This is a genomic window from Vagococcus entomophilus (assembly GCF_003987595.1).
Classification (GTDB): domain Bacteria; phylum Bacillota; class Bacilli; order Lactobacillales; family Vagococcaceae; genus Vagococcus_E; species Vagococcus_E entomophilus.
The window spans coordinates 682,097-700,970 of record NZ_NGJZ01000001.1; the positions used below are offsets into that span (position 1 = coordinate 682,097).

22 protein-coding genes are annotated in these 18,874 nt (G+C 37.0%); 2 read left to right on the plus strand and 20 right to left on the minus strand.

All coding sequences use genetic code 11. The annotated features are described in order from the left end of the window. The first annotated feature begins 112 nt into the window (after positions 1-112). Complete coding sequence (gene hisC / locus CBF30_RS03105; RefSeq protein ID WP_126822662.1) at positions 113-1,171, plus strand: histidinol-phosphate transaminase; 1,059 nt, start codon at positions 113-115, stop codon at positions 1,169-1,171. A 35-nt stretch (positions 1,172-1,206) separates the two neighbouring features. Here the strand turns inward: hisC and CBF30_RS03110 are convergent, their stop codons facing one another. From CBF30_RS03110 to CBF30_RS03165, 13 genes are all read right to left on the minus strand, one after another. Continuing rightward, complete coding sequence (locus tag CBF30_RS03110) at positions 1,207-1,548, minus strand: heavy metal-binding domain-containing protein (RefSeq protein WP_126822664.1); 342 nt, start codon at positions 1,546-1,548, stop codon at positions 1,207-1,209. An 86-nt stretch (positions 1,549-1,634) separates the two neighbouring features. After that, positions 1,635-2,369: a MerR family transcriptional regulator gene (locus tag CBF30_RS03115; RefSeq protein ID WP_126822666.1), complete on the minus strand. Its 735-nt coding sequence runs from the start codon at positions 2,367-2,369 to the stop codon at positions 1,635-1,637. A gap of 104 nt (positions 2,370-2,473) precedes the next feature. Beyond that, positions 2,474-4,669, minus strand: coding sequence for a heavy metal translocating P-type ATPase (locus CBF30_RS03120; protein ID WP_126822668.1), 2,196 nt, complete (start codon positions 4,667-4,669; stop codon positions 2,474-2,476). A 3-nt stretch (positions 4,670-4,672) separates the two neighbouring features. After that, on the minus strand, positions 4,673-4,885 hold the full coding sequence (locus CBF30_RS03125) for a heavy-metal-associated domain-containing protein (RefSeq protein WP_126822669.1): 213 nt from the start codon (positions 4,883-4,885) through the stop codon (positions 4,673-4,675). Between the two features lie 23 nt (positions 4,886-4,908). Next, a complete protein-coding gene (locus tag CBF30_RS03130; protein WP_170168918.1) occupies positions 4,909-5,349 on the minus strand; it encodes a CopY/TcrY family copper transport repressor in 441 nt (146 codons plus the stop codon). 131 nt (positions 5,350-5,480) lie between these two features. Continuing rightward, a complete protein-coding gene (locus tag CBF30_RS03135; protein ID WP_126822673.1) occupies positions 5,481-5,732 on the minus strand; it encodes a GlsB/YeaQ/YmgE family stress response membrane protein in 252 nt (83 codons plus the stop codon). 25 nt (positions 5,733-5,757) lie between these two features. Beyond that, positions 5,758-5,958 (minus strand): CsbD family protein, encoded by a 201-nt coding sequence (locus CBF30_RS03140; RefSeq protein WP_126822675.1) that lies wholly within the window; start codon positions 5,956-5,958, stop codon positions 5,758-5,760. 133 nt (positions 5,959-6,091) lie between these two features. Next, a complete protein-coding gene (locus tag CBF30_RS03145) occupies positions 6,092-7,756 on the minus strand; it encodes a glycoside hydrolase family 13 protein (RefSeq protein WP_126822677.1) in 1,665 nt (554 codons plus the stop codon). Between the two features lie 25 nt (positions 7,757-7,781). Further along, positions 7,782-8,609, minus strand: coding sequence for a PTS system mannose/fructose/sorbose family transporter subunit IID (locus CBF30_RS03150; RefSeq protein ID WP_126822679.1), 828 nt, complete (start codon positions 8,607-8,609; stop codon positions 7,782-7,784). A gap of 12 nt (positions 8,610-8,621) precedes the next feature. Beyond that, positions 8,622-9,443 (minus strand): PTS mannose/fructose/sorbose/N-acetylgalactosamine transporter subunit IIC, encoded by an 822-nt coding sequence (locus CBF30_RS03155; protein ID WP_126822681.1) that lies wholly within the window; start codon positions 9,441-9,443, stop codon positions 8,622-8,624. A gap of 28 nt (positions 9,444-9,471) precedes the next feature. Further along, the gene (locus tag CBF30_RS11890) at positions 9,472-9,963 is read right to left on the minus strand and encodes a PTS sugar transporter subunit IIB (protein WP_245974992.1); all 492 of its coding nucleotides are present in this window, start codon (positions 9,961-9,963) and stop codon (positions 9,472-9,474) included. An 18-nt stretch (positions 9,964-9,981) separates the two neighbouring features. Next, positions 9,982-10,401: a PTS sugar transporter subunit IIA gene (locus CBF30_RS11895; protein ID WP_245974993.1), complete on the minus strand. Its 420-nt coding sequence runs from the start codon at positions 10,399-10,401 to the stop codon at positions 9,982-9,984. A 138-nt stretch (positions 10,402-10,539) separates the two neighbouring features. Next, entirely contained in the window at positions 10,540-13,149 is a 2,610-nt protein-coding gene (locus tag CBF30_RS03165) for a sigma 54-interacting transcriptional regulator (RefSeq protein WP_126822683.1), read from the minus strand. Positions 13,150-13,337: 188 nt separating this feature from the next. Here CBF30_RS03165 and CBF30_RS03170 point away from each other — a divergent pair, with 188 nt between their 5' ends. After that, on the plus strand, positions 13,338-13,949 hold the full coding sequence (locus tag CBF30_RS03170) for a hypothetical protein (RefSeq protein ID WP_126822685.1): 612 nt from the start codon (positions 13,338-13,340) through the stop codon (positions 13,947-13,949). Between the two features lie 55 nt (positions 13,950-14,004). Here the strand turns inward: CBF30_RS03170 and CBF30_RS03175 are convergent, their stop codons facing one another. From CBF30_RS03175 to yhbY, 7 genes are all read right to left on the minus strand, one after another. Next, positions 14,005-14,727 carry a YebC/PmpR family DNA-binding transcriptional regulator gene (locus CBF30_RS03175; RefSeq protein WP_126822687.1) on the minus strand — a complete coding sequence of 241 codons (723 nt, stop codon included), beginning with the start codon at positions 14,725-14,727 and terminating at the stop codon, positions 14,005-14,007. Between the two features lie 141 nt (positions 14,728-14,868). Continuing rightward, on the minus strand, positions 14,869-16,059 hold the full coding sequence (locus tag CBF30_RS03180; RefSeq protein WP_126822689.1) for a nucleotidyltransferase: 1,191 nt from the start codon (positions 16,057-16,059) through the stop codon (positions 14,869-14,871). 86 nt (positions 16,060-16,145) lie between these two features. After that, positions 16,146-16,907: a class I SAM-dependent DNA methyltransferase gene (locus tag CBF30_RS03185; protein ID WP_126822691.1), complete on the minus strand. Its 762-nt coding sequence runs from the start codon at positions 16,905-16,907 to the stop codon at positions 16,146-16,148. After that, a complete protein-coding gene (gene rsfS / locus CBF30_RS03190; protein ID WP_126822693.1) occupies positions 16,907-17,248 on the minus strand; it encodes a ribosome silencing factor in 342 nt (113 codons plus the stop codon). Before rsfS ends, CBF30_RS03185 begins: the two co-directional genes overlap by 1 nt. A gap of 39 nt (positions 17,249-17,287) precedes the next feature. After that, the gene (yqeK, locus tag CBF30_RS03195; protein ID WP_126822695.1) at positions 17,288-17,893 is read right to left on the minus strand and encodes a bis(5'-nucleosyl)-tetraphosphatase (symmetrical) YqeK; all 606 of its coding nucleotides are present in this window, start codon (positions 17,891-17,893) and stop codon (positions 17,288-17,290) included. Then, positions 17,883-18,527: a nicotinate-nucleotide adenylyltransferase gene (locus tag CBF30_RS03200; protein ID WP_126822697.1), complete on the minus strand. Its 645-nt coding sequence runs from the start codon at positions 18,525-18,527 to the stop codon at positions 17,883-17,885. The genes yqeK and CBF30_RS03200 overlap by 11 nt, the downstream gene beginning before the upstream one ends. A gap of 32 nt (positions 18,528-18,559) precedes the next feature. Then, positions 18,560-18,871 carry a ribosome assembly RNA-binding protein YhbY gene (gene yhbY, locus CBF30_RS03205; protein WP_126822699.1) on the minus strand — a complete coding sequence of 104 codons (312 nt, stop codon included), beginning with the start codon at positions 18,869-18,871 and terminating at the stop codon, positions 18,560-18,562. Positions 18,872-18,874 lie beyond the last annotated feature (3 nt).

Genomic DNA, 18,874 nt, shown 5'->3' on the forward strand with positions numbered 1-18,874 from the left:
AGCATAAAAATTGTTCATTGCTCCATCTTTTTGGGAAATAATTAAAAATATTTTGTAAATTCTTGTTATTTTCTGAAAATTTATTTATAGTAAGAGTATTCATATTTGAGGAGTGATGCAAGTGAAAGGAATTCGATCAATTTCGCCTTACGTGCCTGGCGAACAGCCAAATTTTTCTGACATGATAAAAATTAACACAAATGAGAATGCCTATCCCCCATCTCCTGCTGTCTTGGATACATTGAAACATTTTGATGGAAAATCATTGAGTCGTTATTCTTCCATTAGCAATCAAAAGTTAAAAGAAGCGCTAGCGAAAAAATACCACTTACAGAGTAATCAATTCGTAATTGGGAATGGCTCAGATGAGATCCTAGCCTTTTGTATGTTAGCTTTTTTTAATAGTAAAGAGCCTATTCTGTTTCCTGATATCACATATGGCTTTTATAAAGTTTGGGCAGATTTGTTTCATATTCCTTATCAAGAAGTTCCTCTCAAGCAAGATTTTCGTATCAACTTTGAAGACTATAATCGATTTAATGGGGGGATTTTAATTCCCAATCCTAATGCTCCAACTGGAATTTATGAGGAGAGCCCCACAATCGAAACATTATTAAAAAATAACTCAGATAGCGTGGTTATCATTGATGAGGCCTATATTGATTTTGGTGGCGTCTCTGTTATCCCCTTAATTGAAAAGTATCCGAATTTAGTTGTGGTCCATACCTTTTCCAAATCTCGCTCATTGGCGGGTCTTAGGATTGGCTATGCCATAAGTAACCCAAATCTTATTCAGGTTTTAGAGTCCATCAAATCTTCGTTCAATCCCTACTCTGTCGACACACTATCCGAGGAACTGTCTGTTAGTGCGGTTGAAAGCCAGACGTACTACCTAGAAATCAATCAAAAAATTCAACATACAAGAGAGCTATTTGCTCATAAGCTCAATCAGTTAGGTTTTGTCGTCCTTCCATCTAAGACGAATTTTGTTTTGACGACACATCCCAAAGCTGATATGCAAGCATTATTTGAATTTCTGAACGAGCAACATGTTTTTGTTCGCTTTTTCCCTACAAATAAGCGCTTAGAACAATTTTTCAGGATTTCGATTGGGACGGATCAGGAGATGCTAAGAGTCACTCAAATATTAGAGCAGTTTTTAGCTAAATAAAAAGTAAGCCCCTACAGCTAAAAAAGTTGTGGGGGCTAAATGTTAGGCTGATTTTGGGCAATTACGGCAGCTGTACCACTTGCTGTGACTACAATCAGCATAATATCAGAGTTTATAAACTGATTAAAATGTAGCTGAACATCTACAATCGCATTAGCTGCTAATTTTTTTGCTTCATCCTTTAATTCAATCAAAGCGAGCTCTCTTGCTTTTTTATATTCGGCGGAGTAAGCGTGTGACTTCCCTCCAAAAATACCCTTAATTCCACTTAAAGCATCTTTCACAATATTGACTGAAATTACTTGTTCGCTAAAAATTGCCCCCTTGATTTCGGAAATTTTTTGTGTAGCTATTGTTTCAGTTGTCACAATTTTCATGTTGAAAAAGCCTCTTCTCTATTTTTTTTCGTCATTTTCAAATAAACCAAGTGCGCCAAATTGCTTTACTTCTGTGACAGGACCGTTCACAATTTAATTTCCATGGAAAAAACTGTCTCATTATTATAGGCTAATGAGCAAGGAATATTTTCGTAAAGAAGTAGTTCATTTTGACTTAGACCGTTGACTGTAAGCAGCATATCAGATAAAAAGAGCGCAACATTTTCCGAAATACATGCTTCATCTTTGACCAGAAAGCTTTTACAAGCATAGGTTCCTTTTGGAAAATCAAACGCACTCTCTTCTTCTTCACATTCTAAGCACGGGATATGTGGCAGTGTTTTTGATGTGACATAAAATACTTCATCTAGCGGTGTTATCTTTGCTTTTGCTGCTTTCAGTAGATTTACTTGACCATTTTCAAGGGCGATACTTGGCAAAGTTTTAAAATAGCGTGTCGTCCGCTCAAAATAAACAACCTCGTTTAATTTATAGCTTTTTTGAGCTTCCAAAATGTTATTGACTGTTGATTTTATTGCAAATAATTCGTCAATTTTTTGTTGTAAATTGGTTTTAGCTGTTTCTAGTGCGTCCACGAGTGTATCATGTGTTAAAATACGTTTGATTTCGTTGAGAGAATACCCAATATTTCTAAAGACGATAATCTGATAGAGTGTGTAAATATTTTCTTCATCAAAACAATAATAGCCATTTTTATTTTTTTGATGAGGAATGAGTAACTCAATTTCAATATAATGTCGAATCGTATATTTAGACAGGGAAAACAATGTGGCTAGCTCTCCAGTGCTTAATAATTTCATTATTTGACCTCCTAAAGCAATTGTATAGTGTCGGGTTACCACACAGTCAAGACAAAAATAGAGTGGTAGTCCACTCTATTTTTGTCTGCAGGTTTTCACACAAATTATTTTACTTTCATTCTATTCAAACTTAAAGAGTTGAGTAATACGCTAACTGAGCTAAATGCCATAGCTGCCCCTGCAATAATCGGACTCAAAAATCCCAATGCTGCAAAAGGAATACCAATAAGATTGTAAAAAAATGCCCAAAATAAGTTTTGCTTAATTTTTCTCATTGTGTGTTGAGCTAATTGAATCACCACTAGGAGTTGCTCCAAATCGCCATTCATTATTGTCACATCAGCAGTTTCAATAGCAACATCTGCTCCGTTTCCCATTGCTACTCCAATCGCAGCTGTTGCTAAAGCAGGTGCATCATTGATTCCATCTCCTACCATCGCCATCGCCTTTTTTGGTGTCTGGTGGCTACGGATAAAATCGGCTTTTTCATTGGGGCGTACGCCTGCAAAAACATGCTGGCTATCTAATCCTACTTTCTCACCTATAGTACGAGCGACAGTCTGAGTATCCCCGCTTAACATATATACGTCAATCCCCATTTTTTGGAGCTTATTAATGGCTGATTTGGAGGTGCTTTTGATTGTATCGGCAACAGAAATTTGTGCTAACACATAATCGTTGTCAAATAAAAGCATCACCGTTTTTCCACTAGCTTCCAAATGGTTAATTTCCTCGATTTTTTTCAAGTCAAGCGCTATTTTCTGGCGTGCATATTGAACGGAACCAACATAATAGTCATGCTGTTCAATTATTCCATGGACACCAAAGCCAATCTCTGCCTGAAAATTATTCACAGCAGGATAGTCCATTACCTTAGAATCAGTATACTTTGTGATTGCATTAGCAAGCGGATGTTCGGATTGCTTTTCAAGAGCTCCTATAATTCGAAGAATATTTTTTTCTGGAATAGCTACTTCCGCAGAAAAATCTGTCACTTTGGGGTTGCCTTCTGTAATCGTCCCAGTTTTGTCTAGCACCACACTAGAAATGGAAGCAAGCTCTTGTAACTTGTCTCCTCCGCGAATTAAGATTCCTCTTTTAGCCCCTAATCCGGTTCCTACCATAATCGCAGTGGGAGTTGCTAGTCCAAGTGCACAGGGACAAGCAATAACAAGGACTGAAACGCTATGTATCGCTGCAAGTTCGTAATTACGGGTGTAGATACTTGTCAAGATAAATACGATTCCAGCAATGAATAGAACTACAGGAACGAAATATCGAGAGATCTTATCTGCAATATCCTGGATGGGTGCTTTTCTAGTTTGAGCTTCTTCGACAGTATGGATAATTTTGGAGAGTACGGTCTCTTCTCCGAGCTGAGTAACCTTCATTAGGAAGCTACCGGTAGTGTTGAGCGTCCCGCAATACAACGCTTCTTGTTCTTTCTTATCAACAGGCATGCTTTCTCCGGTTAGCATACTCTCATTAATTGTTCCTTGGCCTCTAAGTAAAATTCCATCTACAGGAATTTGTCCCCCTGGCTTTATCCGGATAACATCTCCGATTTTTAGATTAGAAATGGGCGTTTCCGTTTCTTTTCCGTTCTTTACTAGTACAGCAGTATTGACTTTTAAGGCCATCAATTGCCGGATTGCGTCACTTGTTTTTCTTTTTGCCTTATGCTCTAACCACTTTCCCAGTAAAATTAAGGTAATGATCACTGCGCTACTTTCAAAATAAAGAACGGAAGTATTATTGGAAAAAAATCCATTATATATACTTAAAAAATAAGCAGCAGAAGTTCCGATTGCAACTAAAACGTCCATATTAGGCGCTTTATTTTTTAATGCATGAAATGCATTTTTATAAAATCTAAAGCCGATGATGAACTGCACAGGCGTTGCTAGGAGCAATTGGACCCATGGTTGGTGTAAAAACATCACCCAAGCGAAATGAAAACCTAACAACATAGCAAACATACTAAGGACCATCGGAAAGGTTAGTACAGTGCTTAATATTAGTGCAATGGTCATTTTCCTTGCGTCATGCTCCTGTTTTTTTTGAATCGTCGCTTGATACTCTTTAGAGTCTATTACGGCTCCGTAGCCTATGCGTTTTACAGCATTAACCAGTTCTTTTTCATTGATTATCGTCTGATCAAAAACAACACTTGCTTTTTCAGTAGCAAAGTTGACGGTTGCATTTTCAACGCCTGCTTGTTGGTTCAGTTCTTTTTCAATACGCGCCGCACAGTTTGTACAAGACATTCCTGTTAAAACAAACTGTTCATTTGTTTTCATAGTTTAAACCTCCTTTGCAGTATAACCACTATGTTCGATAGCTGCTAAAATATCAGTCGTTGACAATTTGGAATCATCGAATTCAATTTTAGCCGTTTTTTTCTTAAGATTGATACGAATTTTGACTGTTTCTAACTGTTTTAACTCCTGCTCAATCGTCTGTACGCAGTGTTTACAACTGATACTGGGAATGGTTACATTTATTTTCTTTTTCATTTTTCAAAATCCTTTCTTTGACTTTAAGACCATTTGCAGCAGTGACATTGCCCTGGTTCACAGTGACACATCACTTCCTCAACCGCATCAGCCTTTTTTTCTGTTAAAGCCTGTTGAATCTCCTCAATATCGTTAAAGGAGAGTTCAGAGCGTTGAATCCAATCAACAATTGTTTTGCCTACTTGCTTGCGACAAATATGAGCTAAAAATTCTTCCCCTACTTCCCTAATCGTCTCCGATTCTTTAATAGTTGTCATATAAGTATATTTACTTCCAGATTTGGTTGCCACGACAAAGTTTTTTTTGACTAAACGACCTAATAGAGTCTTAATGGTTGCTGCTTTCCAATTGGTTGATAAGCTTAGCAAGTTGATTAGTTGTTGACTAGTGATGTTCGGATTTGTCCAAAGCGTCCGCATCACTTTCCATTCCGCATCGCTGATGGAAATTCTTTCATTTTTCATAGGTTCACCTCTTCGTTTACAACTGTAATCCATATATAAAGATTACAACCGTAATCAAAAAAAGTCAACATAAATGTATTAAAAAAACAGGGAGCATAAAAGCTTCCTGTTTTTTTAATACATTTATGTAATTATTTTGCTCTCGATTTAAAGAACCAAGAAACAAGGATAACTAAAATAACCGCGCCGATAATAGATGGAATAAGAGCCATACCAGCAATATGTGGTCCCCACGAACCAAGTAATTTTTCACCTAACCATGAACCAACTAACCCACCAACAATATTGCCAATCCAACCAGCCGGTAAGTCTTGTTTCGTGATAGCTCCAGCGATAATTCCGATCACTGCACCTATGATTAAAACCCAAATTAAATGTAACATACACAACTCCCCTTGTAATTAGAATCTATTTGTCTTCTTTTTTATTTTTAATATCGTCAACTGTTTCGTTCACTTTTTTAGCAACGTCGTCTGCTACTTCGCTTACTTTATCTTTTGCTTTTCCAAATAAGCCTTGAGCTTTGCCTTCTAATTCTTTAGAATCATCTCCGGAAACTTTTCCGAATCCTTCTTTTACTTTTCCCTTTAATTCATCTTTGTTTGTCATTTTGCATTCCTCCCTTTTTCCTATACTCTTATTATGACATGAAAAGCAAAAAAATAGAAATAATATACCTTATCCAATTAAAAAAGAGAAAACTAAATGATAAAAGTTTTCTCTCATGCTGATTTGCATAAAGCTAGATAGATACGATGAAGGCTTCATAAGGTGCTAACGCATCTTTTAAATTGGTCCGATTTGGGTTGTTTTTTATGACAAATTGACTCTCAGCTTTTTCTTTTTGAATGATTTCAGGCATCTCTTGCGGTGTATCACTTAAATTGGCCAGGACATACCAAGCTGATTGTTGGCTCTCTCTTTTATAGAGAAATAAATTAGGATCCTTTTCAAGAAGTAATGTATAGTTTCCATCCAACAATAATTGTTCATTGTGTCTAAGTTGAATTAGTTTTTGATAATAGTTAAAAATAGACTGATTGCTAGATAAGTCTGTCTCAACATTTATTTTTTTGTAATTAGGATTAACCTTAAACCATGGTTTGACTGTCGAAAATCCAGCATGGGGCCCAGACGACCACTGCATTGGAGTCCGAGCATTATCACGGCTGACTTTATGAACGGCTTTTAAGAATTCTTCTTCTGATAGTGTTTTATTTTTCTTAACCACTTCTTCGTAGTTTCCTTTTAACTCAATATCAACATAGTCAGATAGCTCAAATTTTGGGTTGGTCATGCCGATTTCTTCTCCTTGGTAGATAAAAGGAGTACCTTTCATCCCGTGAAGAATCGTAGCAAAAGCTGTTGCACAAGAGTAGCGATAATTAGTGTCGTTACCAAATCTTGAAATCACACGTGCCCGGTCATGATTTTCAAAGTACAGTGCATTCCAACCTTTTCCTTCTAAGTCAACTTGCCAATTTGAAAGAATTCGTTTCAACTCCACTAAGTCCATTTTTTGTAAGGCCCAACGCCCATTGATATCATTTTTTTTACGGTCAACATGCATGTGCTCAAAAGTAAAAATCATATCTAGCTCTTCGCGCTGTGGATCGACTAGTAGCGGAGCATCCTTAGAAGTCGATGCAGGCGACTCACCTACACTCATCATACCAAAAGGAGCCAAAACTTCTTTGTGCATTTCGTGGATAAATTCGTGCATTCTTGGCCCATTTTGTTGGTTTGAAGTGCTGTAACTTTGGGGATTATTTGGAAAGTCTAAATCTTTTGAAATAGAGGTGATAACATCCATCCGCCAGCCATCTACTCCTTTCGCTTTCCAAAAACGCATCATGTCATAAATATATTGGCGAACTCTTGGGTTTTCCCAATTTAAGTCAGGTTGTTCTTTGGCATAATAATGCAAATAATATTGTTGTCGCATGTCATCCCACGTCCACGCAGAGCCACCGAAGTTGGAGCCCCAGTTGTTAGGAGCACTTCCGTCTGGTAACGCGTCTTTCCAGATATAAAAATCGCTAAAAAAGTTCTCTTTTGATTTGCGACTTTCTTTAAACCATAATGCTTGGTCAGAAGTATGATTTGCAACAAAGTCCATAATGATTTTGATTCCAACTGAATGAGCTTTTGCTATTAGCCGATACATCGTTTCATTATCCCCAAAAATAGGATCAATTTTGCGATAATCCGTAATGTCATATCCGTTATCAACTTGTGGGGAGAGATAAACTGGACTAATCCATAGTGCGTCAACCCCGAGTTTTTTTAAATAAGGTAGTTTCTCAATGATCCCTTCTAAATCCCCAATGCCATCTTGATTGCTATCTGCAAAACTTTTGGGATAAATTTGATAGATTACTGCATTTTTCCACCATTTTTCTGTCATGATTCTTCTCCTTTCAGCTTGATATTTAGGCAATTCCTAACATTGAAAGAACAATCCCAATGAGGATAATGCCAAAAATTAAATAGTTAATTGAAACATTTTTCTTTTTGAGCAAGTAAAAACAAAACAATGTAATAAGTAGTGGAACTAAGCCAATAAAAATTTGGTCAAGCATATTCTGAGTCTTGAGAATCGTTTTCCCTGCGACTACCATGTTCCACTTTACTTTAAAAATTACCATTTGTGCAGTCATTGCACCAACCATGGTTAACCCCACAATACTTGCAGCTTTTGTCAAAATGTTAATTAACCCATTTTCGTATAATTTTGATATATAAGAAGAGCCCAAGGTGTAGCCTAAACGACCACCGTACCAACGAATCATTTGAATGGGTACATTGAAAAGGAGTAAGAAAACAAGTGGAGCAAAAATATTTCCTGACTTCGCTAAACTAACAGCAATTCCTGCTGCTATCACTCTTAACACTCCCCAAAAAACTGAGTCCCCAATTCCTGCTAATGGTCCCATCAGACTTGTTTTGATGGCGTTGATTGAATCGGCATTAAAGCCAGGTTTTAGACTGTTTTCTTTTTCCATTGATGCAGTGATACCCATTACAAATGGAGCTAGTGCAACATTGGAATTGAAATACGACATTTGACGGACCATCGCTTCTTTTCTTGCTTCATCCTCTTTGTAAAAAGCGTTGATAAAAGGTAGCATTGTATATTCAAAACCTGATGCCCCTTGTTTTGCAGGCGTTACTGCCGAGAAGAGGGTAAAGGAGCGCCAATACATTTGTTTTAGTAATTTCTTTTCTTGTTTGCTTAAATCATTTTGTTTATTTGCCATTGTTTTTATCTCCTAACTAAAGAAATCGTCTTCTTCTAATTCTTCTTGACTGCCTGAATTATCTGTTAGAGCAGGACGTTGCATAATATCTTGGTTCATTTTTTTTAGCTGATAATCACGTTGAGCGGTTAGAACTGCAATAATGATTGCTAGAACCGCGATTGCAATCAAGGGTACTTTGAAATACGCAACAATTAAAAATCCTAAGAAATAAAAGACAGAAATGTTATTTTCCCATAATATTTTCATTAACATTGCCATGCCGACTGCGGGCAATAGATTTCCTGCAACAGTTAGTCCATTTGTGATGACTGTTGGAATCATTTCTAAAAGTTTTTGTGTAGCAGAGGAACCAACCAAAATCGCAAAGAATGGAATCAACGCATAGATGAACCATTGTAGTGTCCAAAGTCCAAAGTGAAGTCGAGTGATGCCTTTTTGATCTCCTTGGCTAGCTAAAGAATCAAATTTGCTTGCAAATGGTCCTACAACACCAACGTATAACAACGTTTTGATTTGTAGTCCAATAATTCCAAGTGGGATGGCAATCGGTAAAGCAATCCCTAATCCCCCGTGTAAATGGATGGCAAAGGCAACTGCAAGAGCTGTTGCTAGACCTGGCTCTGCTGAACTCGCCCCACCAATATTAACGACGCCCATAAAGATTGTTTCAAGAGAAGCCCCAATCAATAAGCCAGTTTGAATGTCACCTAACGCAAGACCAACTAATGGACCAATCACAATTGGTCTGCCGAGCATTGTAAACCCGAGTAGCTCTTGCCCTCCTACTGTGATAAATACGATAAGAGCAACAATTAACGCTTGATATAGCATACTTTTTTCCTCCTAACCTGTCATTTCATTACAAATTCATTTTTTTAAGGCTACTACTAGCTAATTCACGCTTGTCTCCAGGAACATTTTGTAAGGCAGTTTCTGGATAAAGTTGTACTAATTCTTTAAGGCTAGCGATTTCCTCGTCGGTTAACATTACAAATTGAGTAAAGGTTGTCTTGTTAGCTTGAACAGCTTTCCCAACATTTCCAATGTTCATATATAAAATATTGGATACACTTTTAGCAATTGAGACAGCGTCATGTACAGTTCTTACCAAGATTAACAGTTTCATTTTTTCTGCTCGAGGGTCCTGAACGAGCTCAATCGCCCCTGCAACTGTCTTAATAATCACCTTAATTCCACTTGGAACAGCCATCTTCAAAGCCATTTGTTGAGTTTCATTTGCGGCAGTTTCATCATTTGCTACTACAATGCCATCAATCCCCAATTCTTTTGACCATACCATCGCAATTTGTCCGTGAATCAATCTTTCGTCTACTCTTAGTGCTTTAATCATTTTCTTTCGTCCTCTCTCTTATTCGAAGAAACTAGTTTCGTTCTCTTCGGCTTGTTTTAGTTGTACTCTTTGCATTCCGTTTTTTCCTTTTTCAATCATTTGCTCAAGCCATTCATCCGTAATCAAATCAGTGCCCAAAATCACTTCGAGAATGAGTGGAATATTAAATCCAGAAATGATAAAAATATTTTTATGATTTTGAGAAGCAAGTGTTAATTTTTGATTGACACTTCCGCCGTACAAATCAGTAAAGATAACAACCTGATCTTCTTCATTTAGTTCTGAGAAAAATTTTTCTATTTCCTGCTCAATATCAGGCTCCTCTTGGGTATAGGCAGAAAAATAATGAATATCAGGTTCGGTTCCTAAAAATAGCTCTAATGTACTTTGCATACCCTTAGCTAGTTCACCATGGGAAGCAACAACATACTTTTTCATCTCATGTTTCCTCCTTTTTATTTGACACTAATATATAAGCAAGAAGCGTGCCAACTTTTAAAAGGTCTGCTACGTAAGGTATTTGCGAGCATAAAAAAAAGTGCTTAAATAATTAAGCACTTTTTAAGCAGATTACACCTAAATTCGACTTTTGAGTAATTCGTACATCAGTGATAATTCGTAATCATCAATAATCAGGTTGTATTTAAGTTCAATTCCGTGAAAAATATTCTTCGAAACAGAAAAGAACTCAGCTTTTTCTGGATGAAGGGGCTGATCAGCCTTAGGTAGAGGTGCTAATTTCCTTGGTGAGATGAGCATTCGTTCGATCATGAGCGCAATGTGCATATATAAATTTAATTTAATCTTTCCATCGAACGCCCATTGATAATACTGTTCATATTTATCAATAATCGTTTGGACTTCTTTGATCACGATTTGTGGATTCAAAAATTGTAGCCGATTACTGATGCCTTCAATGGTAAAAAACTGCAACATGTCTTCCATCATTTCTTTGATTGACGCAGTATTCTCTCCATTCTCGAGCAACAACTGCTGAAGTTCCTCTGCTCCTTTTTTTTCCATGATATCGTAAATATTTAAGACCGTTGTCTGTCCTGTTTGTTGTAAGTCGGTAGTCGTCAAAATAAATTTTGTTTTATCGAAATAGTCGTCCTCTTGTGTTTCAAGCAGATACTTTAAATCTTTGTAGTCCATAGTAATAATCTCGGTTTCTTTTTTCAAGCTTTTCTGCATAATCCGTTTAATCTCTTCTGATAAGCCGACGCCAGACATACAGGAAACAATAATATTTTTATTTTGAGAAATACCTTCATAGTATTGAGCTTTTGTTAATTGACTGTATCCTTCCGCCTTCTGAGCAATTTTTTTAAATGAATAATTTTGTTGAACCTCTAATCCAACATCTAATGCAATCGCAGTTGTAAGATTGTTAATGACTAGTAAATCTGACTCAATAGACGGTTTGATTTCTTTATACATTTCACTAAGAGAGCCCATGTCAAATAGCAAAATAACACCAGAATTTTTTTTACCAATTCTTTGTAAATAGCTATTTATTTCTGTACTAATCTCTTTCATTGAAGTATCTATGGGCATATCGAATGCTTCGAATAGATAGTTTCCACATAAATTATTGACGACCTCTTGAATACTAGTAGCCATCGAAGCGCCATGCGAAACCAATATACAAACAAAATCAATACTTTCAATTTTTTTACAATCATTGGATGGTAATGTGTAAACAGTTATACCCGTTAGCCAGGAAATGAATTCTTTTGTAACTTGAGTTTCTTTAAATATATAAGCGACAAAAGGATAAAATAAGTCATAGGATCTTGGATATTTTTGTTGAACACGTTTGCCTAGTCGAAATGCAGAGGTCTGAAATGTATTTGGCAATTCTAAAAAAAACTGATAAATAATAGCCAAGTCCTGCAAAGATTTGTCGTCCCAACCAATTTTCACGCCATATTTTTGTTGGATGATGTTGGTAAGATACTGATTCATTTTGCTTAAAGTTAGATTCAAGTACCCACTGTCAAGATAAACCTGACTTATGTTTTCTTTCATCATCCGAATCATCTTTTGGATTTCAAACTGTTGATCGGAGAAATGCACCATGCTTTGCTCATTTTCTTCTATAGAGCGTGCAAAAGTTAAACAGTTTGAAGCGTAACTTTCAGTAGGCAACATAAAAGGAGCATCAAACGCTTTACTAGGATCAATTTCTATGTAAGAGTCAAGCGAGTGTTTGTTGCTAATGACAATTGTCTCTGCATCTTTTTGTTGGTTGTACGCTTTGGCACAAGAAATTTTCACTTGATTTTGTAATGTTCCGATGTTGCCTTCAAACTTTTCGAAGAGCAAATTGGTCACGCTATCAGTCCCCACCTTGATCTTTCGGTTCATCCGCTTCGCTTCGATAAGATAACTATGGTAAAGCAGCTGATATCTCTCACTTAACGGTCTTTTATCATATGCTGGCAATTCAACATTCATAGGAACTCTTCTTCTAAATGTTTGTAATAAATAATGATCTAAACTTTCTGTGGTGGCAAAGACAAAATGAATCTTGACTTTTTTTGGTTTTTCCTTTTCTCCAAGTGGATAAAACTGTCCTGTATCTAAAAGCGTAAACAGCTTTTCCTGGCTCTCTTTTGGCAAGCGATGAATTTCATCCAAAAATAAATAGCCTCCATCCGCTTGATCGACTAGTCCGTCCGTATCTTCTAAAGCACCTGTAAAAGCGCCTTTTTTATAGCCAAATAAAACAGAGGAAAGTAATTCTAGATTATTGGCGTAATCTGCACAATTTAAAGTAATAAAAGAAGACTCTTTTTCTATACACTGCTTTTCTAAAGCGTATTCATAAAGAAGCGAAGCCAAGAAGCTTTTCCCCACTCCAGAAGGTCCCGTAATCATAATCGGAAAGCCATGTGGTGGGTAAATCACCGACGTCTTACACGCTTCAATGATCTTATTGAGACTTCCTTGGTAGCCAATAAATTTACAAAAAGCATCTTTCGGGTCAGAAACGGACCAATAAACCGGCTTGGTCCCTTCTTTCATTACTAAATGTTCTTCGAGTAGTTGGGAGAGATAAAGGCTTGTCACTCCACGGCTTAAATCTGCTTTATCCGCAATGTTTTGAGTAGTTATAAGTTTTTTATCACTAAGCACCAATTCTTTTAAGCAATCTAAAACAAAGTATTTTGCTTTTTTCATCTAGACATCTCCAATGTGTTTTCTTTACAGGAATGGTTTACTAAAAATATTCATGGTTACTATACACTATTTTAATTGAATACACAATTATAAATCCTAAGTTACGTAATTTCGGCTATATATATGTGTCAGAGACGGGTTTTAAATAGCACAAAACATGCTATACTATCTAAAAAGGAGTGATAGTTTTGGGATTATTTGTAATTATTGGACCTCAAGCGGTGGGAAAAATGACCGTGGGAAAAGAATTAGAGCAGCATATGGATGGAAAATTACTGTTTAACCATCAAACGATTGACTTATTTGCAAATTTTTTGACCTATGATAAAAGGACCTTTCAATTATCCGATCAAACGAGAAAGAGTCTATTTAAGGCATTTGTTGCCGAACCTGAACACAATGCAGTGAACACACTTATCTTTACGATTTTAATCAATTTTAGTGCAGCGGATGATATTCAATTTTTAAAAGAGATTAGTGAAATTTTTCTAAACGCAGGGCAGCCTGTCTATTTCCTCGAACTTGCTGCCGATTTAGACACCCGACTAGAACGGAATCAATGTGAAAGTCGACTTCAGGCAAAACCGTCAAAACGAGATTTAGCCTTTTCCAAAAAAGAGCTGTTAGACTCTCACCATCAGTTTCGACTCAATTCTTTGGACGGTGAACTAGCCAATCTATTCCCTACTGTTCATCATCTAAAGGTTAATAATACTGAATTAAGCAGTCAAGAAGTGGTGAAAGAAGTTTTAACTACATGGCCAGAGCTAAAAAACGAAAAGAATATGAAGCAAAAATAAAAACTACTTTTGCTTCATACTCTTTTCGTTACAACAGTCCCGTATCCGTCTATTTTTAGTCTAACTCTACATTATGATGAACTTTTTGTACATCCTCTAAATCTTCTAAAACATCAATCATTTTCTCGAATTTTTCCAAATCTTCACCAGACAGTGAGACTTCGTTTTGCGCAATCATTTCCATTTCAGCGACAGTAAAATCAGTAACCCCAAATTCCTTTAAGGTTTCTTGTACAGTATGGAATTCCTCAGGCTCCCCGTAAACGACGATTTGTCCTTCTTCCTCAGTAACATCACGAACATCAACATCTTTTTCCATCAAGAACTCTAAAACAGAGTCAGCATCTGTGTTCTTACCATCAAAACTAAAGAGTGCTGTGTTATCAAACATGTAAGCGACAGAACCACTTACCCCCATGTTCCCTCCGTTTTTACCAAATGCAGCACGTACATCCGCTGCGGTTCGATTGACATTATTGGTCAAAGCATCGACAATAACCATTGATCCGTTTGGTCCAAAACCCTCATAACGTAATTCTGAGTAGGTTTCGTCTCCGGTACCTTTCGCTTTTTCAATGGCACGATCAATAATATGCTTAGGTACATTGTATGTTTTAGCACGTTCAATGACAAAACGTAATTTTTGATTTGCGTGTGGATCTGGATCTCCTTGCTTTGCTGCTACATAAATTTCAATTCCGAATTTTGCATAAACTCGGCTGTTATTTGCATCTTTTGCTGCTTTTTTTTCTTTAATATTTGCCCATTTACGGCCCATATAGTACACCACTTTCTATTTCTCTTTAAACTGCTTTACTTGTCTATTATAAAGATTTTTTTAGCTTTTGAAAAGCTTTTTCTGGATGGGGACAACGAAGGAAAAGATGTTCGCTTTATTATTTAGGCGACATCTTTCTCTTTACTGATTCGCTGTGTCTAAAAAAATTGGTTTTCTATAGTAATCTTGTTCTAACGGCATTTTTTGAGATAGTTGGTAAATTTGTCCCATTTTTATATCTAAGGCCGCTTTCTTCTCATTTGCTTTGGCAATATTCGTAATAAAAGGATAAGGTGTGTCATTTTTTCTCTCTTTTAAAAAGCTACGTCCTGTTTGATTGAACCCTAAAATCCGAATGAATGGTTGTGCCCAAACAGCATTGATTTCTGCTTGAGTAACATTGCCCAAAATATAGGTACATAGGCGCTGAATTCGAGTATGCGTAAATCGTTTTGACTTGACTGAATTGACAAAAGATTCAAAGTCAGAACTAGCCTTGATTTTGTCTTTCAAGCGGTATTCGATTCCTTCTGTCATTTGATAAATTGTGGCTAACTCTTCATGTGAACTGGTAATCAGTTTATATTTGAGCAAGGAAAAGTAAGCATTCCATGAGTTTTTTGGTTCAAAACAGATATCAAGAAACGTCTGTGCGGGGACAACCTTTTTTAATTGTGCGTGATTTGAATTTTTAAATAGCTCATTGCGAATGGCGCTAGCACTTGCGATTCGTGAAGAGCTATTTAATGTGGCTTCATGAAAATCTGCGAGTTGTCTTTTTATTGGGAGCAATTTCATCGGTGTTTTGTAGGTTTGATTTTCTTTGGCATACGCCATTCCAAGTATATGATTGGGAGAAGAAAAATCAAAAAAGCTTCCTTCGCATAATTCCCGGTAAACCGCCGTCATTTGCTGGGGATAGTTCATCCCATTATTTTTAAGTTGCTGAAAACGAGCTTCAATTAAAGCTTTGTTTTCTTGATGGAATCGAGCAAATTGCTCATAATCAACCGTTTCTTTACTGTCTGTGCCAAAACACAGACTGTCTACCTGAAGCGCTTGGAGTAGCGCAATACTACCACGTGCAAAATAGTCCGCAGATTGAGTAGCAAACGCAAAAGGCAACTCAATGACTAAATCAATCCCATTCTTTAATGCTTCATTTGTTCGAGTCCACTTGTTATAAATAGCAGGCTCTCCTCGCTGTAAAAAATTCCCGCTCATCACAGCAACCATGACCTCGGCATGACTCTCTTTTTTAGCCTGTTCGATGTGATAAGCATGTCCATTGTGAAACGGATTATATTCCACAACCAAACCACATGCCTTCATAGCAAGACTCCTTTCACTAAAATAAGAGTTTGAGCAATAAAACACTCGAACTCTTATTCTGTACTCTTAAGTTCAACCAGTTGAATTTATGCGAATTCAGTGGCTTTTTTACAAACAAAAAACCATCGCTTACTTTCTTCAGTAGGTTCGCTATCTTCAAAATCTGCACAGACTTGTACTTGATCAAAACCAGCGCTTTCTAGCATCCGTAAATAATTTTCAATGCTATAGGTTCTTTCTCGATGCAATTCGTCATAGCGCACAAACCGTTCGTTGCCATCTTGACCTTCTTTTACAAAAAATGTTAAAAAATGTTCGATACTATGCGCTTCGTTCCCTGGATAACTGTCCCATAGAAACGCAAACTCATCTGTTTGATAATGATAACTGTATTCTGGAAATAAGGTATCAACTTGATAAAGAGAATGTACGTCAAAAATAAATGTCCCTTCTGCTTCAAGGGCTTCGTGCACTGTGTCAAATACTTGTTGCACCTCTTGTGGACTTTCCATATAACAAATAGAGTCTGAAAAGCAAGTAATGGCTTCATAGGTTCCATCCTCAGACAAATCCATCATATCACCAAGGACAAACTGTAAATTTGTTCTTGGCGAAGCGTCCATCGCCCGTGTACTTGCAACAGAGAGCATCTCTTCTGATAGATCAAGCGCTGTAACATCATAGCCTTCTTTAGCAAAAGAAAGAGCTAAGGCACCGGTCCCGCAAGCCAACTCTAAAATTCGTTTAGTAGTTGTAGGCAAATGCCTTTTTGCAAAAGTCAGCCACTTTGCATATAATGAGACATCCATCACTTCGTCATATACAAAAGCAAAGGTTTCATAATTCATTATGCATCAACCAAACTGGATAGATTAACTAGTGGTGCATCTGACCAAAGCTTTTCTAGATTATAAAATTCACGTTCACTATGATGGAAAACATGGACAACGATATCTCCTAAATCAATTAGCACCCATTTACCCGAGTCTTTGCCTTCCACTCTTTTAATCTGTGCGCCATTTTTTGTTTCTTCTTCCACGATTGCTTCCACTATAGCAGATACTTGACGATCACTATTACCACTACAGATGACAAAATAATCTGCTAGCAATGATACTTTCTGGACATCCAGTCCGATGATATCTTCTGCTCTTTTTGAATCAGCTGCCTTAACTGCAACTTCTAACATTTCATAACTATCTATGATAATCCCTCCTAATTTTTCTTTTTAATTGTTTGCTGCCCATTGATTGTACGTTTCTAATGATTTAGGGAAGACTTTGGCATTACTTTCAATTAAATGTAACAACGTATGCTTCGCCTCATAGCCAACGGCTTGATCTAAATCGGTTAGTGCCAGCGCGCGAGCTGTTTCAACACCAGGAAAATGCCGGCCAGTCTCAACATAATCCGCTACATAAATCACCTTATCGAGAGGCGTCATGTTTTTTGCCCCTGTGGTATGCAAGCGAATGGCTTGAAGGATTTCCAAGTCATGAATCCCTAATTCCTTTTCTACTAGGTACGCACCTACGATACCATGCCAAATTGGGTTTCCATATGGTAATAATGCTTTATCAAAATCTTCAGCTAGAATAATCTCTGCCATCTCTTCATCCGGACGTTCTTTTGCATAGTCATGAGCGAGTGCCGCGATACTTGCTTTTTCGACAGATACATCATATTTTGCTGCAAGCCCTACGGCCATTTCTTCGACACGTAGTACATGCAAGAACCGTTTTTCGCTCATCCTCATTTGGATTTTTTCCATCAACATTTCACGATTGTAGAAAGTATAGCTTCCAGAATAGATTACTTGATTTTTATTGTTCATCCAAATATAACCTCTTTTCAGCTATATATTGTACCACACTATCGGGCAAAAGGTATCGAACCGCGCACCCAGCTTGGATTTTTTCTCGAATAAAGGTCGAACTAATATCCATAAGCGGCACATCGACCCAAATAATGGGATAATCACTTGTTTGAGGATATTGAGGACGTCTTATGCCAACAAATTGAATAAGGTGCATCAGTTGGTCAATTTTGTACCAAGTAGGTAAGTATTCGACCATATCGCCCCCAATAATAAAATAATAATCAACATCAGGATTTTTTTCAACCAACCGTTTCATGGTTTCATAAGTGTAGCTTTTACCCCCGCGCATGATTTCCTCTTTTTCGATAGAAAGATGGGGGTTGTTGTGCGTAGCAAGCTCTAACATGTTCAAACGATGAGTTGCATCAATTGTTTTCTTTGGATCCACATGTGGTGATTCATAGCTGGGCATCAAATAGACAGCATCTAACCCAAGCTGATGAAATACCTGATCTGCAATAACAAGGTGTGTCTGGTGGACTGGATTAAAGTTTCCACCAAGTATCCCAACTTGTTTTCTATTTCGCTCTTTTTGAGGCAAAGATTTTGTAGCTGTCAAATAGTTGACAGGTGTCGCTTGTCGACTCATATTTTCATTTCTCTCACTTTCTTATAGAAAAACTAAATATCACGTACTTCTTTTGATAAATGTTGATATTTTTCTTTTGAAGAAGGTTTAAATAGTACAATGACATGACCAATGGTTTGTACGACAGTGGCTTTGGTGACATTTGCAATCGTCAAGGCGGCCTCATCTGTTAGTTCATCTGTATTTTGTAATAAAGAGATTTTGATAAGCTCACGTTTTTCTAAGGCTTCGTTCACTTGAACAAGCATTTGTTCATTGATTCCACCTTTCCCAATTTGAAAAATTGGTTGCAAGTGGTGTGCCTTGCTTCTCAAAAATCTTTTTTGTTTTCCTCTTAAGTTCATAAA

What these genes read in the sequence shown, in the direction of transcription:
- CBF30_RS03200 (WP_126822697.1), bottom strand. Translation starts at nt 18,527, where the DNA reads ATGAGTCGACAAGCGACACCTGTCAACTATTTGACAGCTACAAAATCT.
- CBF30_RS03125 (WP_126822669.1), bottom strand. Translation starts at nt 4,885, where the DNA reads ATGAAAAAGAAAATAAATGTAACCATTCCCAGTATCAGTTGTAAACAC.
- CBF30_RS03145 (WP_126822677.1), bottom strand. Translation starts at nt 7,756, where the DNA reads ATGACAGAAAAATGGTGGAAAAATGCAGTAATCTATCAAATTTATCCC.
- CBF30_RS03110 (WP_126822664.1), bottom strand. Translation starts at nt 1,548, where the DNA reads ATGAAAATTGTGACAACTGAAACAATAGCTACACAAAAAATTTCCGAA.
- yqeK (WP_126822695.1), bottom strand. Translation starts at nt 17,893, where the DNA reads ATGAACAATAAAAATCAAGTAATCTATTCTGGAAGCTATACTTTCTAC.
- rsfS (WP_126822693.1), bottom strand. Translation starts at nt 17,248, where the DNA reads ATGTTAGAAGTTGCAGTTAAGGCAGCTGATTCAAAAAGAGCAGAAGAT.
- CBF30_RS03180 (WP_126822689.1), bottom strand. Translation starts at nt 16,059, where the DNA reads ATGAAGGCATGTGGTTTGGTTGTGGAATATAATCCGTTTCACAATGGA.
- CBF30_RS03165 (WP_126822683.1), bottom strand. Translation starts at nt 13,149, where the DNA reads ATGAAAAAAGCAAAATACTTTGTTTTAGATTGCTTAAAAGAATTGGTG.
- CBF30_RS11895 (WP_245974993.1), bottom strand. Translation starts at nt 10,401, where the DNA reads ATGAAAAAGTATGTTGTTGCTTCCCATGGTGAACTAGCTAAGGGTATG.
- CBF30_RS03140 (WP_126822675.1), bottom strand. Translation starts at nt 5,958, where the DNA reads ATGACAAACAAAGATGAATTAAAGGGAAAAGTAAAAGAAGGATTCGGA.
- CBF30_RS03130 (WP_170168918.1), bottom strand. Translation starts at nt 5,349, where the DNA reads ATGAAAAATGAAAGAATTTCCATCAGCGATGCGGAATGGAAAGTGATG.
- CBF30_RS03185 (WP_126822691.1), bottom strand. Translation starts at nt 16,907, where the DNA reads ATGAATTATGAAACCTTTGCTTTTGTATATGACGAAGTGATGGATGTC.
- CBF30_RS03115 (WP_126822666.1), bottom strand. Translation starts at nt 2,369, where the DNA reads ATGAAATTATTAAGCACTGGAGAGCTAGCCACATTGTTTTCCCTGTCT.
- CBF30_RS11890 (WP_245974992.1), bottom strand. Translation starts at nt 9,963, where the DNA reads ATGATTAAAGCACTAAGAGTAGACGAAAGATTGATTCACGGACAAATT.
- CBF30_RS03120 (WP_126822668.1), bottom strand. Translation starts at nt 4,669, where the DNA reads ATGAAAACAAATGAACAGTTTGTTTTAACAGGAATGTCTTGTACAAAC.
- CBF30_RS03135 (WP_126822673.1), bottom strand. Translation starts at nt 5,732, where the DNA reads ATGTTACATTTAATTTGGGTTTTAATCATAGGTGCAGTGATCGGAATT.
- CBF30_RS03175 (WP_126822687.1), bottom strand. Translation starts at nt 14,727, where the DNA reads ATGGGCCGTAAATGGGCAAATATTAAAGAAAAAAAAGCAGCAAAAGAT.
- CBF30_RS03155 (WP_126822681.1), bottom strand. Translation starts at nt 9,443, where the DNA reads ATGCTATATCAAGCGTTAATTGTTGCTCTTATCGTATTTATCACAGTA.
- yhbY (WP_126822699.1), bottom strand. Translation starts at nt 18,871, where the DNA reads ATGAACTTAAGAGGAAAACAAAAAAGATTTTTGAGAAGCAAGGCACAC.
- CBF30_RS03150 (WP_126822679.1), bottom strand. Translation starts at nt 8,609, where the DNA reads ATGGCAAATAAACAAAATGATTTAAGCAAACAAGAAAAGAAATTACTA.